We start from the raw sequence: 14,584 nt of genomic DNA on the forward strand, positions 1-14,584 counted from the left end.
CCCATCAGGCAGCCACGGACTCGCCCGAGGCGGCCATGATCTTTTCCTTGGTGACGGTGGAATCGAATTCGGCCGAGATGCGGCCCTTGTGCATGACGATGATCCGATGCGCGATGGACAGGCATTCGCTGACCTCGGACGTGGAATAAAGAACGGCCAATCCCTGGCGCGCGCCCTCGGCCAGCAGGCGGAACACCTCGGCCTTGGCGCCGATGTCGATGCCGCGCGAGGGTTCGTCCAGCATGATCACCTTGGGCCTGGTCGCCAGCATCTTGCCGATCACGACCTTCTGCTGGTTGCCGCCCGACAACGATCCGATGGGCGCCCCCCCGCCCGAGGTCTTGACCGTGACGCTGCGGATGCTGTCCTCGATCAGCGTTCTTTCGGCCCGGCTGCTGGTGAACAGCCCGCGCGTGAAGTTGCGGATGGATGCCAGCGACAGGTTCTGGCCCACGCTCATGGTCTGGACCAGTCCGTCGCGCTGCCGGTCCTCGGGGACCAGGGCCAGGCCGCGGGCGATGCGTTCGGCGATGGACAGATGGCTGATCTCCTGCCCCTCCAGCACGATCTCGCCGCCCGAGGCGCGCAGGCGGCCCGCGCAGGTTTCCAGCAGTTCCGTGCGCCCCGCGCCCATCAGGCCGTAGATGCAGACGATCTCGCCCGCGCGCAGGTCCAGGGACAGGTCGCGCACCAGATCCTTGCCGGTGGCGTCCGGCACCGACAGATTGCGGATCGACAGCGCGACCCCGCGCTTGTCGCTGTCGGGCGGACTGCCCAGGTCGTAGTTCTCGCCCACCATGTTGCGCACGATCCAGTCGAGGTCGATGTCCGCGCGCGGCGCATAGGCCGTCATCGTCCCGTCGCGCAGCACGACCGCGTGGTCGGTGATGGTCAGGGCTTCTTCCAGGTGATGCGAGATATAGACGATGCTGACGCCCTTGGCGGTCAGGTCGCGGATGACCTTGAACAGCACCTCGACCTCGCTGGCCGACAGCGCGCTGGTGGGTTCGTCCATGATCAGGATGCGGCTGTCCACGGACAGGGCGCGGGCGATCTCGACGATCTGCTGCTGGCCCAGCCGCAGTTCCTCGACGGGGGTGAGGGGGTCGATCTCCTCCTCCAGCTCCTCCATCAGGGCGCGGACCTGGCGTTCCTCCTCGGCGAAGTCCACGCCCATCGGGCCGCGCAGTTCGCGCCCCATGAAGATGTTGTCGCGCACCGACAGGTTGGGGGCGAGCGACAGTTCCTGGTGGATGATGGAAATGCCCCGGTCGCGGGCCTCGTTGGCGTTGGCGAAGACGACCGGCCGGCCGTCCAGGACGATCTGGCCGCTGGTCGGCTGGATCACGCCCGACAGGATCTTCATCAGCGTCGATTTGCCGGCGCCGTTTTCGCCGAACAGGGTCGTGACCTGGCCGCGATGGATGTCGAAGTTCACCCCCTTCAGCGCATGGACGCTGCCATAGGACTTGGCGACGTTGCGCGCGGCCAGCACCACTTCGCGGGCGTCGGATCCGCCTTGGGTTTGCCGGCTCATTGGACGGCGACCTCGACGGGGGTGATCATCCAGTTCCGGGGGTTGATCAGGCGGAAGGCGCCGGTAACGGTGACGGTCTTGCCGGTCAGGCTGGCGGTGTCGATCCCGTCCAGCACGGCGGCCTTCATGGCGCGGTTGATGCCGGACCCGGCGTCCTGGTATTCGATCTGGTTCTTGAAGCTGCCGAAGGCGATGTCGCCCGGCGCGTCGCGCAGATCGGTGCCGTTGATCGCGGGGCCGGTCTGGACGCGCACGGTGATGTCGGCGGGCACGCCCTCGACCGTCAGCGGATAAACGCCCGATCGGGGTTCCCCCGCCACGCCGGTCAGCGTCACGAACATGATCGCGCCGGTCGAGGAAGGGGTGCCGTATTGCTCGGCCGCCGCGTCCTTGTCGGCCAGCACGGCGGACGCAAGGGTCGCGGCGTCCACGGCCCGTTCCTTGACCAGGGCCTGAATGCGCGGAAATTCCGCCTGGCCGTAGGCATCGGGGGAAAAGGCCTGGGCGCGGAGATCCCCTTCGGAGCCGATGGGAACCACGGTGGTGTCCAGCGCGATGGCGCCGACCAGAAGAACGGCAACCGCGGCGCCGATCAGCAGCCCGCGCCGCGACGGCCCGGGGGCCTTGGGCGCAGAAGAAGTTGGGGCGATGCTTTGCGTCATGGATAAAGGCCCTGCATGTCTGGTGGGGTCAGCGGGTGCCGGGCCATGCGCCGCCGCACGCCGTTTTGCGCTGGTGCCGCGCCTTTGCGGCCTGCTTGCCGGGCATGTCCGATCCCCCCCTTTGCGTTCCTGTCGCCCGGCTGCGACCTTGCGTCGCGACGGCTGGACGGGCAGGGTGCCTCCTCCGGCAATCCCTGCTCTTGAACCCGACCTTATCTGAAATTAATTTCTGTGTCTGCAAAAAAATGCATTCACGATGCCTGTTCTTTCGTGTATGGATTTCGGGCGGGGCCTTGGACGGGGCTACGGACGGGGCGCTGTCCTGCGACGGACCCGCGCGGGAGGGATTTGGAATGACTGCCGACCCATTCGGCCTGTTGCGCGGGGGCCTTGATCATGTCGGGCCGTGACATCCTGATCGGCATCGACGCGGGCACCTCGGTTGTCAAGGCGGTGGCATTCGACGGAGGCGGGCGGCAGATTGCGGCGGCGTCGGTGCCCAACCGCTATCATCATGGCGCGGACGGATCGGCCACGCAATCGCTGCGCCAGACCTGGGACGATTGCGCCGCCGCCTTGCGCGGGCTTGGCGCCAAGGTGGACGGGCTGGCAAGCCGCACGGCGGCGCTGGCGGTGACGGCGCAGGGGGACGGGACGTGGCTGGTCGGCCGCGACGGCCCGGTGGGCGATGCCTGGCTGTGGCTGGACGCCCGCGCCGCGCCGACGGTGGCGCGGCTGGCGGACGGCGCGGCGGACCGCGCCCGGTTCGAGGCGACGGGCACCGGGCTGAACACCTGCCAGCAGGGCGCGCAGATGGCCCATATGGACGCCCACGCGCCCGGCCTGCTGGACGGGGCCGAGGTCGCGCTGCATTGCAAGGACTGGCTGTATCTGAACCTGACCGGCGTGCGGGCGACCGACCCGTCGGAAGCCAGCTTCACCTTTGGCGACTTCCGCACCCGCCGATACGACGACGCGGTGATCGGGGCGCTTGGCCTGACCCATCGCCGCAACCTGCTGCCGCCGATCATCGACGGCGCGCAGGTCACGCATCCTCTGACGGCCGACGCCGCGCGCCAGACCGGACTGCTGGCGGGAACGCCGGTCAGCCTGGGCTATGTGGACATGGTGATGACCGCGCTTGGCGCGGGGGTCTATGGCGGGGCCGGGGGCGACGTGGCCTGCTCGACGGTGGGATCCACCGGGGTCCACCTGCGGGCGGTGCGGGCGGAAAACGTGCGTCTGAACGCCGAGGGCACCGGCTATGTCATCTGTCTGCCGATCCCCGGCATCGTCACGCAGGTGCAGACCAACATGGCGGCGACGCTGAACCTCGACTGGGTGCTGGGGCTGGCGGCGGGCGTCCTGTCCGACATGGGCCATGCCGTGACCCATCGCGATCTGGTCGCCCATATCGAGGGCTGGCTGGCGCAGTCGCGCCCCGGCCAGATCGTGTATCACCCCTACATCTCGGACGCGGGCGAACGCGGGCCGTTCGTCAATGCCGACGCGCGGGCGGGCTTTGTCGGCCTGTCGGCGGGACACCGCTACCCTGACCTCCTCCGCGCCGTGGCCGAGGGCCTGGGCATGGCCATGCGCGACTGCTACGCCGCCATGGGGCCGTTGCCCGCCGAGTTGCGCCTGACCGGCGGCGCGGCGCGGTCGCGGGGCCTGCGCGGCATCCTGGGGGCCAGCCTGAACGCCCCCGTCCGCGTGTCCGGCCGCGACGAGGCGGGCGCGGCGGGCGCCGCGATGATGGCCGCCGTCGCCATCGGCGCCTACCCGGACATGGAATCCTGCATCGCCGAATGGGTGACGCCGCTGCTGGGCCAGGCCGAACGGCCGGACCCCACGCTTGTCGCCGCCTATGACGCGCTGTTTCCCGCCTTCGCCGCCTCGCGCGGGGCCCTGCCGCCCGCCTGGGACGCGCTGGCCGCGGCCCGATCCCTGAAAGGACAACACGGATGACCCCTGAACCCGACACCATCGACCTTTTCGTCATTGGCGGCGGCATCAACGGCGCGGGCGTGGCCCGCGATGCGGCGGGCCGGGGCCTCAAGGTCGTCTTGTGCGAAAAGGACGACCTGGCGCAGGGCACTTCGTCCCGGTCGGGCAAGCTGGTCCACGGGGGCCTGCGCTACCTCGAATACTACGAATTCCGCCTGGTCCGCGAGGCGCTGATCGAACGCGAGGTGCTGCTGGCCGCCGCCCCGCACATCATCTGGCCGATGCGCTTCGTGCTGCCCCATTCGCCGCAGGACCGTCCCGCCTGGCTGGTCCGGCTGGGCCTGTTCCTTTACGACCACCTGGGCGGCAGAAAGAAACTGCCCGGCACCCGCACCCTGGACCTGCGCCGCGACCCCGAGGGCGCGCCGATCCTGGACCGATACCACAAGGGCTTCGAATACAGCGACTGCTGGGTGGACGACGCCCGCCTTGTCGTGCTGAACGCCGTGGGCGCCGCCGAAAAGGGCGCCACCGTGCTGACCCGCAGCCCCTGCATTTCCGCGCGCCGCGAAAACGGCGCCTGGACCGTCCAGACCCGCAGCACTGCGACCGGAGAGATCCGCACCTTCCGCGCCCGCTGCATCGTCAACTGCGCGGGGCCGTGGGTCAGCGACATCATCAACAACGTGGCGGGATCCAATTCGACCCGCAACGTGCGGCTGGTCAAGGGCAGCCACATCATTGTCCCGAAATGGTGGTCGGGCAGCCATGCCTATCTGGTGCAGAACACCGACAAGCGGGTGATCTTCATCAACCCCTACGAGGGCGACAAGGCGCTGATCGGCACCACCGACGTGGCCTACGAGGGCCGGGCCGAGGACGTGGCCGTGGCCCGGGACGAGATCGACTATCTGCTGGCCGCCGTGAACCGGTACTTCAAGGAAAAGCTGCGCCACTCGGACGTGCTGCACGCCTTTTCCGGCGTCCGCCCGCTGTTTGACGACGGCAAGGGCAACCCGTCGGCGGTGACGCGCGATTACGTCTTCGACCTGGACACGAACGGCGGCGCGCCGCTTCTCAACATCTTCGGCGGTAAGATCACCACCTTCCGCGAACTGGCCGAACGCGGGATGCACAAGCTGAAGGACATCTTTCCCGGGATGGGCGGCGACTGGACGGCCGAGGCCCCCCTGCCGGGCGGAGAGATCGCCAACGCCGATTTCGAATCCTTCCTGAACCTGCTGCGCGAGTTGCACCCCTGGATGCCGCGCCCGCTGGTCGTGCACTACGCCCGCCTTTACGGCGCGCGGACCAAGGACGTGGTCGCCGGCGCGATGAACCTGGACGGCCTGGGCCGCCACTTCGGCGGCACCCTTTACGAAGCCGAGGCCCGCTATCTGGCGGCAAGGGAATGGGCGCAAACGCCCGAGGACATCCTGATGCGCCGCACCAAGCATTACCTGCACCTGACCTCTGCCGAACAGCAGGCCTTTGCCGACTGGTTCACCCGGTCCGACCTGGCCCGGGCCGCGTAAGGAAACACCATGCCCCTGACGCTTTCGCTGAACACCAACCCGCTGGTCAACCGCTTCGCCGATCCCGACGACCTGATCGACACGGTGGCGCGCGACCTGGCGATCCGCGACCTGCAACTGACGCACGAATTCATCAACCCGTCCTGGCCCGCCCCGGTGATCCGCCGCCTGACGCGGCAGATGGGGGCGGCGCTGGAGCGCACGGGCGTGCGCGTGACCAGCGGCATGACCGGGCCTTACGGGCGGCTCAACCACTTCGGCCACCCGGATCGCGACGTGCGGCGATACTATGTCGATTGGTTCAAGACTTTCGCCGACATCATCGGCGACCTGGGCGGGCAGTCGGTCGGCACGCAGTTCGCGATCTTCACCTATCGCGACTACGACGACCCGCGGCGGCGCGAGGATCTGATCCGCGCCGCCATCGACTGCTGGGCCGAGGTCGCGGACCATGCCAAGGCGGCGGGCCTGTCCTATGTCTTCTGGGAACCCATGAGCGTGGGGCGCGAGTTCGGCGAAACCATCGCCGCCTGCATGGACTTGCAGGACCGGCTGACGGCGGCAAACATGGCGGTGCCCATGTGGATGATGGCCGACATCGACCATGGCGACGTGACAAGCCCCAATCCCGACGACACCGACCCTTACGCCTGGGCGCGCGCGGTGCCGGGGGTTTCGCCCATCATCCACATCAAGCAGTCGATGATGGACAAGGGGGGCCACCGTCCCTTCACCGCCGAATACAACGCCAAGGGCCGCGTCCAGCCCGAGCCGCTGCTGGCCGCCCTTGCCGAAGGCGGGGCCGTGGACAACGAGATCTGCCTGGAGCTGTCCTTCAAGGAGCGCGAGCCGAACGACCGCCAGGTGATCGCCCAGATCGCCGAAAGCGTGGCCTTCTGGGCGCCGCATATCGACAGCGGCGCAAGCGGCCTGCGCGTCTGATGGTTCCGCCCTTCGCCTTCGCCACGGCCGCCGGGATCCTGTTCGGCAGGGGCCAATCCTCGGCGGCCGCCGGGCGTGTGGCGGAACTGGGCCGGCGGGTGCTGCTGGTCTATGGCCGCGACGCCGGGCGGGCGGTCTGGCTGGCCGATGCGCTGGCGGGGCAGGGCTGCGCGGTGACGGGCTTTTCCGTTCCGCGAGAGCCGGACGTGGCGCTGATCGAGGAAGGCGTGGACACGGCCGGGGACGCCCAGGCGGTGGTGGCGTTGGGCGGCGGCGCGGTGATGGACGCGGGCAAGGCCATCGCGGGGCTTGTTCCCGCGACCCGGCCCTTGCTGGATCACCTGGAGGTCGTGGGGCGGGGCCTGCCGCTGGACAACCCGCCCCTGCCCTTTGTCGCCATCCCGACCACCGCGGGCACGGGGGCCGAGGCGACGCGCAACGCTGTGATCGGCGTTCCCGAACACCGCCGAAAGGTCAGCCTGCGCGACGCCCGGATGCTGCCGCGCCTGGCCATCGTCGATCCGGCGCTGACCGACGGCTGCCCGCGCGCGGTGACGCTTGCCTCGGGGCTGGACGCCATCACGCAGGTGATCGAGCCTTACGTCTGCACCCGCGCCAATCCCCTGACCGACGCCCTGTGCCGCGACGCGATCCCGCGCGGGCTGGCGGCGCTGCGGCGGTTGATGGAAAACGGCGGCGCGGAACCCCATTCCACGGGAAACGTGCGAAACGATCCCGCCGCGCGCGACGACATGGCCCTTGTTTCCCTGTGCGGCGGGCTGGCGCTTGCCAATGCGGGCCTTGGCGCGGTTCACGGCCTGGCCGGGCCGCTGGGCGGGCTGACCGGCGCGCCGCACGGGGCGATCTGCGGCGCGCTGCTGCCCCATGTTCTGGGGGCGAACCGCCGCGCCGCGACCGACCCCTCCACGATCGAGCGTCTCGACCAGATCGCCCGCTGGATCGGCGCGGCCTTCGACACGCCCCATGCCTCGATGCCCGAGGCCGCGCGCGCCCTGGCCGACTGGTCCCACCGCGCGGGCCTGCCCGCCCTTTCGGCCCTGGGCGTCGGACCCGAGGCGCAGGCCGCCGCAGCCGAGGCCGCCGCCGGTTCGTCCTCCATGAAGGCCAACCCCGCCGCGCTGACGGCAAGCGACCTGCGGCGCATCATGGAGGACGCGGGCTGATGGCGCGGCGCGGCGGAATCGACCCCGAGGAAAGCCTCGCCATCCGCGCGGCCTGGCTGCATTACGCGGGCGGCATGACGCAGGCGGCGGTCGCGAAACGGCTGGGCGTCACCGGAGTCAAGGCGCACCGGCTGATCGCCCGCGCCGTGGCCGAAGGCGTCGTCAAGGTCAGCATCGACGGCACCATCGTGGAATGCGCCGTGCTGGAGGATCGGTTGTGCGGGCGCTACGGCCTGGCCTTCTGCGAGGTCGCCCCCGACCTGGGCGAGGACGGCATCCCCTTTCGCGCCCTGGGCCTGGCCGGGGCCAGCTTCCTGCGCCGGGAAATCGAGCGCGGCGAACACAAGGTCATCGGCCTGGGCCACGGGCGCACCCTGGCGGCGGCGGTCCGGGAATTGCCGCGCTTCGACGCGAACGGCACGCGCTTCGTGTCGCTCTTGGGGGGGTTGACGCGCAACTATTCGGCCAACCGCCACGACGTGATGCACCGCCTGGCCGAAAAGACCGGCGCGCAGGCCTATGTGATGCCGGTGCCGTTCTTCGCCAATTCCGAAGGCGATCGCGCGGTGCTGCTGGCCCAGCCGGGCGTGCGCGAGATCTTCGACCTGGCCAACGGCGCGGATCTGAAATTCGTGGGCATGGGCACGGTGGATCCCGGCGCGCAGCTGGTCGCCTCGGGCATGATCGAGCCGCGGGAAATCGACGAAATCCGCGCCGCGGGCGGGGTGGGCGAGATGATGGGCCATTTCTTCGACGCCAAGGGCCGGGTGCTGGACACGACCCTGACGGCGCGCACCCTCTCGGCATCGCTGGACGAACCGGGGGACAGCCGCCTGGTGCTGATCGCGGGCGGCGCCGACAAGATCGAGGCGGTCCGCGCGGCATTGAACAGCGGGCGGCTGCAAGGCCTGATCACGGACGAGGCCACCGCGCAGGCTCTGGCGGACTGAACGGCGGCGCAGGACGGGCTTCCGCCCCGCCACGGGCGCCGGCATGAAAAAAGGTGGGGCAAAGCCCCACCCTGCGGGCCGGACGGTGCGTGAAAGAACGCACCAGCCGTTTCATTTCCCCGTCAGCGCCTTGGCTCGCGCGACGATGGCGTCGGTGGTGATCCCGAACTCCTGGTACAGCCGGTCGATGGGCGCGGATGCGCCAAAGCCGTTCATGCCGATCACGTCGTCCTCGGATGCGACATAGCGCGTCCAGCCGAACTTGCCGGCGGCCTCGACGGCGATGCGCGGCGCGTCGCCCAGCGTGGCCTTGCGGTAATCATCAGGCTGGGCATCGAACAGCTCCCACGAGGGCATCGACACCACGGCGACGTTCAGGCCGTCGGCGTGCAGCGCCTCGGCGGCCTGCACGGCCAGCTGCACCTCGGTTCCCGTGGCGATCAGGGTCACGTCGCGGCCTTCCCCGAACTGCCGGATCACATAGGCGCCCTTGGCGGTCAGGTTCTCGTCGCCTGCCTCGGTCCGCAGTTGCGGCACGTCCTGGCGCGACAAGGCCAGCAAGGACGGCACATGGCGGTTGCGGATCGCGATGTCCCAGGCTTCCAGCGTTTCCACCGTGTCGGCGGGGCGCAGCACCGTCAGGTTCGGGATGGCGCGCAGCGAGGCCAGATGCTCGATCGGCTGGTGGGTGGGGCCGTCCTCGCCCAACCCGATGCTGTCGTGGGTCATCACGAAGATCGTGCCGACCCCCATCAGCGCCGACAGCCGGATCGCGTTGCGGGCATAGTCGGAAAATACCAGGAACGTGCCGCCATAGGCGATAAAGCCGCCATGCAGGTTGATGCCGTTCATCGCAGCAGCCATGCCGAACTCGCGCACGCCATAGCCGATATAGCGGCCGGGCGCCTCGCGGGTGTACTGGCTGTCCACGGCCTTGACGCGGGTCAGGTTCGATCCGGTCAGGTCGGCGGACCCGCCGATCATCTCGGGCAGGGCGGCGGTCAGCGGCTCCAGCGCCATCTGGCTGGCCTTGCGGGTCGCGGCCTTCTTGGGTTCCGCAAACAGCGCGTCGCGCGCGGCCTTCAGCGCGGCCTCGTAGCCCTCGGGCAGCTCGCCCGCCTGGCGGCGGTTGAACTCGTCCCGGACCTCGGCCGATTTCGCGGCAAGGCGCGCTTCCCAGGCTTCGCGGTCGGCGGCGCCGCGCGCGCCGATCCGGCGCCATTCGGACAGCAGTTCCTCGGGGATGACAAAGGGATCGTGCGGCCAGCCGATGGCCTCGCGGGTCAGCGCGGCCTCGTCCTTGCCCAAGGGCGAGCCGTGGACCGAATAGGTGCCCGCCTTGTTGGGCGAGCCAAAGCCGATCACCGTCTTCATGGCGATCAGCGAGGGCTTGCCCGTTTCCGCCTTGGCCGCCGCGATGGCTGCATCCAGCGCCTTGCCGTCATGGCCGTCGCATTTCTGGACATGCCAGCCGCAGGCCTGGAAGCGGGCCGGGACATCCTCGGAAAAGCTGATCGAGGTCGGGCCGTCGATGGTGATGTCGTTGTCGTCGTAAAGCACGATCATCTTGCCCAGACCCAGATGGCCCGCAAGGCTGATCGCCTCTTGCCCGATGCCTTCCTGCAAGCAGCCGTCGCCCACGAAGACATAGGTGTGATGATCGACCAGATCGTCGCCGAACTCGGCCGCCAGACGGCGTTCCGCCAGCGCCATGCCGACGGCGGTGGCGATGCCCTGGCCCAGCGGGCCGGTCGTCGTCTCGATCCCCTTGGCGTGGCCGTATTCCGGGTGGCCCGCCGTGATCGAGCCCCACTGGCGGAAGTTCTTCACCTGCTCCAGCGTCATGTCCTCGTAGCCGGTCAGGTGCAGCAGGCTGTAGAGCAGCATGGAGGCATGGCCGTTCGACAGCACGAAGCGGTCGCGGTCCGGCCAGTCGGGGTTCTTGGCGTCGAACTTCAGGTGGTTGCGGAACAGCACGGTGGCCGCATCCGCCATGCCCATGGGCGCGCCCGGATGGCCCGAATTCGCCGCGTTCACCGCGTCGATGGACAGCGCGCGGATGCAGTTGGCCAGTGCGAAGTTCTGCGGATCCAGGTCGGCCTTGGCGGCGATCTTGGGGTCTTTGGGCGAATCGAGCGGCATGTGGTCCTCCGGCGGGTTTGGGGGTCCATAGCGCGGCGCGGCGCGGATCACAACGATAATCACAAAACGCCGTAACAATGTCACAGAAATGATGTTGCGATTTCTGCCGGAGGTGTTACAAACCGTGGCAACCGAGGAGGACCAAGTGAAGCGCGAGGAACGCAGGCAGGCGATCATGGATCTTCTGGTCGGGGCGCGCGCCGTGGATCTGGACGATCTGGCCGACCGTTTCGCCGTGTCGCGCATGACCATCCACCGGGATCTCGACGACCTGGAGCAGGCGGGCCTGCTGCGCAAGGTGCGCGGCGGCGCCACCATCGAGGCCGGGACGCAGTTCGAAAGCGACTTCCGCATCCGCGCGTTGCAGGACGGCGACGCCAAGACCCGCATGGCCCGGGCCGCGCTGGAGATGGTCGAACCCGGCATGACGGTGATGGTCAACGACGGGTCCATGGCCGCGCTGCTGGGGGCCAGCCTGACCGACAAGGCGCCGCTGACGGTCATCACCAACAACGCCGCCGTGATCGAGCGTCTGAAGGACGCCCCCCGCGTGACGCTGATCGCCCTTGGCGGCACCTACAGCGCCAAGTTCAACGGCTTCTTCGGGGTCGTGACCGAGGACGCGCTGTCGCGGCTGCGGGCGGATCTGGCCTTCATCTCGACCCCTGCCGTCGCCGGGCTGCGGGCGTTCCACATGGACGACGCGGCGGTCCGCGCCAAGCGCGCGATGATGGCTGCGGCCGACCGGGCCGTGCTGCTGGTCAACCATGCGCGCTTCGGCCGGTCCGCGCTGCACGCGCTGGCGGACCTGGGCGACTTCGACGCCATCATCACCGACGCCGCGCCCGCGCCCGCCGATCGCGCCGCGATCGACCGGGCCGGGCTGCGGCTGACAATCGCACGAGACTGATTGGGGACTGACATGAGCGATTTCTGGATCGGCACAAGCTGGAAGATGAACAAGACGCTGGCCGAGGCGCGCATCTTCGCCGAAGGGCTGGCCACCGCGGACAAGGACCGCGACCCGCGCATCCAGCGGTTCGTGATCCCGCCCTTCACCGCCGTGCGGCAGGTCAAGGAGTGGCTGGCGGACACATCGGTCAAGGTCGGCGCGCAGAACATGCACTGGGCGGACGAGGGCGCCTGGACGGGCGAAGTGTCCCCGGTCATGCTGCGCGACTGCAACCTCGACATCGTGGAACTGGGCCATTCCGAACGCCGCGAGCATTTCGGCGAAACGGACGAGACCGTGGGCCTCAAGACCGCCGCCGCCGTCCGCCACGGGTTGATCCCGCTGATCTGCATCGGCGAGACGCTGGCCGAGCGAGAGGCGGGCCGCGCCCAGGACGTGCTGGAAACCCAGGTGCGCGGCGCGCTGTCGAAGCTGTCCCAGGACCAAAGGAACGCCCCGATCCTGCTGGCCTATGAACCCGTCTGGGCCATCGGGGTCAACGGGATCCCCGCGACGGCGGATTATGCCGACGCGCGGCAGGCCGAGATCATCGCGGTGGCGCAGAACATCCTGGGGCGCCGCGTGCCCTGCCTTTACGGCGGCTCGGTCAATCCGGGCAACTGCGAAGAACTGATCCAGTGCCCGCATATCGACGGGCTGTTCATCGGCCGCTCCGCCTGGACCGTGGACGGCTATCTCGACATCCTGGCGCGTTGCGCAAACGAGATTTGACCGTGATGCTATGAAGTACCGCGCGATTTCGGTAAAGGCATTCCTTCTGCTTCTTGCGGCAGCGGCTCCTGAAATCTCTGTTTCGGATACTCTCGAACGGCGCAGTCTTGACCTGTCCTATGATCTTCGGGACGGCATCAACCGGATCAGGCTGGAACATTCGGGCGAACTTCTGAAGATAGTCGAGGTTCTTGACAGACCGTGTTATTCCCCCAACCAAACGGCCAAAACTGTCAAGACCTTGAGACGGGATAACATAAGGGCTTTGGAACCGAAGAGTTTCCTTGGAGAAGCCGGCTTGTTCGTAAGGCTTCGGCAAGATGGTGAAGCAGTCGAGGAAATAACCGACTGCGCCGGAGATGTTTATCGAAGCAGCGTATCTGACCAAGTTGTCATACTGACCGGTCCTGGCGAGGAAGCGGCAGTGAGGATTTATGAATTCATCGAAAAATTCAAGGATGAGGCGGATACCGAAAGTCAGACCGCGATCTAAGAAGCGGTTGATCAAGGGGAATCCGGCAATTGAACGACAACAACGGTGTGATAAGGAGAACATCATGAAACTGGCGATCGCAGGCGACAGCGCGGGCGAAGGTCTGGCCAAGATCCTGGCCGACCACCTGAAGGACAAGCACCAGGTCGCGGAAATCAGCCGCACCGACGAAGGCCCCGACGCCTTCTATGCCAATCTGTCCGACCGGGTGGCAAGCCAGGTCAAGGACGGCACCTATGACCGCGCAATCCTGGTTTGCGGCACCGGCATCGGCGTCTGCATCGCGGCCAACAAGGTGCCGGGCATCCGCGCCGCGCTGACCCACGACACCTATTCCGCCGAACGCGCCGCGCTGTCGAACGACGCGCAGATCATCACCATGGGCGCCCGCGTGATCGGCCCGGAACTGGCCAAGGCCATCGCCGACAAGTGGCTGGCCGAGACGGAAAACTTCGACAAGGCGGGCAAGTCGGCGGGCAACGTGGACGCCATCGACGCGGTTGATGCGAAATACAACAAGGCCTGACATGCTGAAACTGCCGAACGACGGCCCGGCCACGGGCCGCCTTTTGTCCCAAGTGCTGACCGGCGACGGCCCCGCCGCCATCGTCCGCGCCATCGCCGAGGCGCAGCCGCCGCTGATGGAACGCCTGGGCGCGGGCCGCCTGCACGGCGATCCGACCCAGATCGTGGGCGTCAACGACACCGGCGACAAGCAGAAGGCGTTGGATGTCGGCGCGCATCACCACATGATCGCCGTGCTGCGCCGCGCGGGCGTGCGCCGGGTGCTGTCCGAGGAAGCCGAGGCGGTGATCGAACTCAACCCGGGCGGCGCATGGGACGTGGCGATGGACCCCATCGACGGGTCCGGCAGCATCGGCATCGGCGCGCCCTTGGGGATGCTGTTTTCCATCATGCCCGCCGCGCCCGAAGGCTTTCTGCGCACCGGCGAAAGCGTGGTGGCGGCGGGCTATGCCTCCTTCGGCCATTCGATGGATTTCGGCTGGTCGCTGGGCGACGGCACCCATATCGCCGGCTGGGACGCCGAGGCGGGCGAGTTCCGCATGGTGCGCGAGAACGTCGCGCTGAAGCCCGCCGCCTCCACCATCGCCTACAACGCGTCGAACGAACGCCACTGGGAACCGGGGCTGCAACGCTGGGTCGCCGACCTGCGCGCGGGCCGCGACGGGCCGCTGGGCAAGAACTACAACATGCGCTGGCTGGCCGCCGCGGTGGGCGAATTGCACCGCATCCTGCTGAACGGGGGCGCGTTCCTGTATCCCGCCGACCGCCGCCCCGGATACGGCAACGGCAAGCTGCGGCTGGTCTACGAGGCCATGCCCATCGCCTTTCTGGTCGAACAGGCGGGCGGCCTTGCGTCGGACGGCGCGCAGCCCATCCGTTATCGCAAACCGTTAGCGGTACACGACATGACGCCCCTGATATTCGGCGCTAAGGACGAGGTCGAGACGATCCTCGGCTATCTGGCCGAACCCAGCAAAGGATAA

Annotated in this window: 13 protein-coding genes; 10 read left to right on the forward strand and 3 right to left on the reverse strand. The window is 68.3% G+C overall.

The window, feature by feature from the left end; all coding sequences use genetic code 11:
* Nucleotides 1-4 precede the first annotated feature (4 nt).
* Both ACFOM8_RS10030 and ACFOM8_RS10035 read right to left on the reverse strand, forming a co-directional pair.
* The gene (locus ACFOM8_RS10030) at nt 5-1,537 is read right to left on the reverse strand and encodes a sugar ABC transporter ATP-binding protein (RefSeq protein ID WP_377761217.1); all 1,533 of its coding nucleotides are present in this window, start codon (nt 1,535-1,537) and stop codon (nt 5-7) included.
* Nucleotides 1,534-2,199: a DUF2291 family protein gene (locus tag ACFOM8_RS10035; RefSeq protein WP_377761218.1), complete on the reverse strand. Its 666-nt coding sequence runs from the start codon at nt 2,197-2,199 to the stop codon at nt 1,534-1,536. Before ACFOM8_RS10035 ends, ACFOM8_RS10030 begins: the two co-directional genes overlap by 4 nt.
* 396 nt (nt 2,200-2,595) lie before the next feature.
* Between ACFOM8_RS10035 and ACFOM8_RS10040 the strand changes: the two genes are divergently transcribed.
* From ACFOM8_RS10040 to ACFOM8_RS10060, 5 genes are read left to right on the forward strand one after another with little or no spacing between them, the layout of a single operon-like run.
* A complete protein-coding gene (locus ACFOM8_RS10040) occupies nt 2,596-4,167 on the forward strand; it encodes an FGGY-family carbohydrate kinase (protein ID WP_377761219.1) in 1,572 nt (523 codons plus the stop codon).
* A complete protein-coding gene (locus ACFOM8_RS10045; protein ID WP_377761220.1) occupies nt 4,164-5,681 on the forward strand; it encodes a glycerol-3-phosphate dehydrogenase in 1,518 nt (505 codons plus the stop codon). The genes ACFOM8_RS10040 and ACFOM8_RS10045 overlap by 4 nt, the downstream gene beginning before the upstream one ends.
* 9 nt (nt 5,682-5,690) lie before the next feature.
* A complete protein-coding gene (locus ACFOM8_RS10050; protein WP_377761221.1) occupies nt 5,691-6,623 on the forward strand; it encodes a sugar phosphate isomerase/epimerase family protein in 933 nt (310 codons plus the stop codon).
* Nucleotides 6,623-7,807: an iron-containing alcohol dehydrogenase gene (locus ACFOM8_RS10055; RefSeq protein WP_377761222.1), complete on the forward strand. Its 1,185-nt coding sequence runs from the start codon at nt 6,623-6,625 to the stop codon at nt 7,805-7,807. Before ACFOM8_RS10050 ends, ACFOM8_RS10055 begins: the two co-directional genes overlap by 1 nt.
* A complete protein-coding gene (locus ACFOM8_RS10060; RefSeq protein ID WP_377761223.1) occupies nt 7,807-8,757 on the forward strand; it encodes a sugar-binding transcriptional regulator in 951 nt (316 codons plus the stop codon). Before ACFOM8_RS10055 ends, ACFOM8_RS10060 begins: the two co-directional genes overlap by 1 nt.
* A gap of 111 nt (nt 8,758-8,868) precedes the next feature.
* Here the strand turns inward: ACFOM8_RS10060 and tkt are convergent, their stop codons facing one another.
* On the reverse strand, nt 8,869-10,899 hold the full coding sequence (gene tkt, locus ACFOM8_RS10065) for a transketolase (RefSeq protein ID WP_377761224.1): 2,031 nt from the start codon (nt 10,897-10,899) through the stop codon (nt 8,869-8,871).
* Nucleotides 10,900-10,987: 88 nt separating this feature from the next.
* Here tkt and ACFOM8_RS10070 point away from each other — a divergent pair, with 88 nt between their 5' ends.
* The 5 genes from ACFOM8_RS10070 (at nt 10,988) to ACFOM8_RS10090 (ending at nt 14,584) form a co-directional block, all read left to right on the forward strand.
* Complete coding sequence (locus tag ACFOM8_RS10070; protein ID WP_377761225.1) at nt 10,988-11,809, forward strand: DeoR/GlpR family DNA-binding transcription regulator; 822 nt, start codon at nt 10,988-10,990, stop codon at nt 11,807-11,809.
* Between the two features lie 12 nt (nt 11,810-11,821).
* Entirely contained in the window at nt 11,822-12,583 is a 762-nt protein-coding gene (locus tag ACFOM8_RS10075) for a triose-phosphate isomerase (RefSeq protein WP_377761226.1), read from the forward strand.
* 10 nt (nt 12,584-12,593) lie between these two features.
* Nucleotides 12,594-13,076, forward strand: coding sequence for a hypothetical protein (locus ACFOM8_RS10080; protein WP_377761227.1), 483 nt, complete (start codon nt 12,594-12,596; stop codon nt 13,074-13,076).
* 64 nt (nt 13,077-13,140) lie between these two features.
* Nucleotides 13,141-13,602, forward strand: coding sequence for a D-erythrulose-4-phosphate isomerase (derI, locus tag ACFOM8_RS10085; RefSeq protein WP_377761228.1), 462 nt, complete (start codon nt 13,141-13,143; stop codon nt 13,600-13,602).
* Between the two features lies 1 nt (nt 13,603).
* Nucleotides 13,604-14,584, forward strand: coding sequence for a class 1 fructose-bisphosphatase (locus tag ACFOM8_RS10090; protein WP_377761229.1), 981 nt, complete (start codon nt 13,604-13,606; stop codon nt 14,582-14,584).

This window comes from Paracoccus angustae (assembly GCF_042648745.1).
Classification (GTDB): Bacteria; Pseudomonadota; Alphaproteobacteria; order Rhodobacterales; family Rhodobacteraceae; genus Paracoccus; species Paracoccus angustae.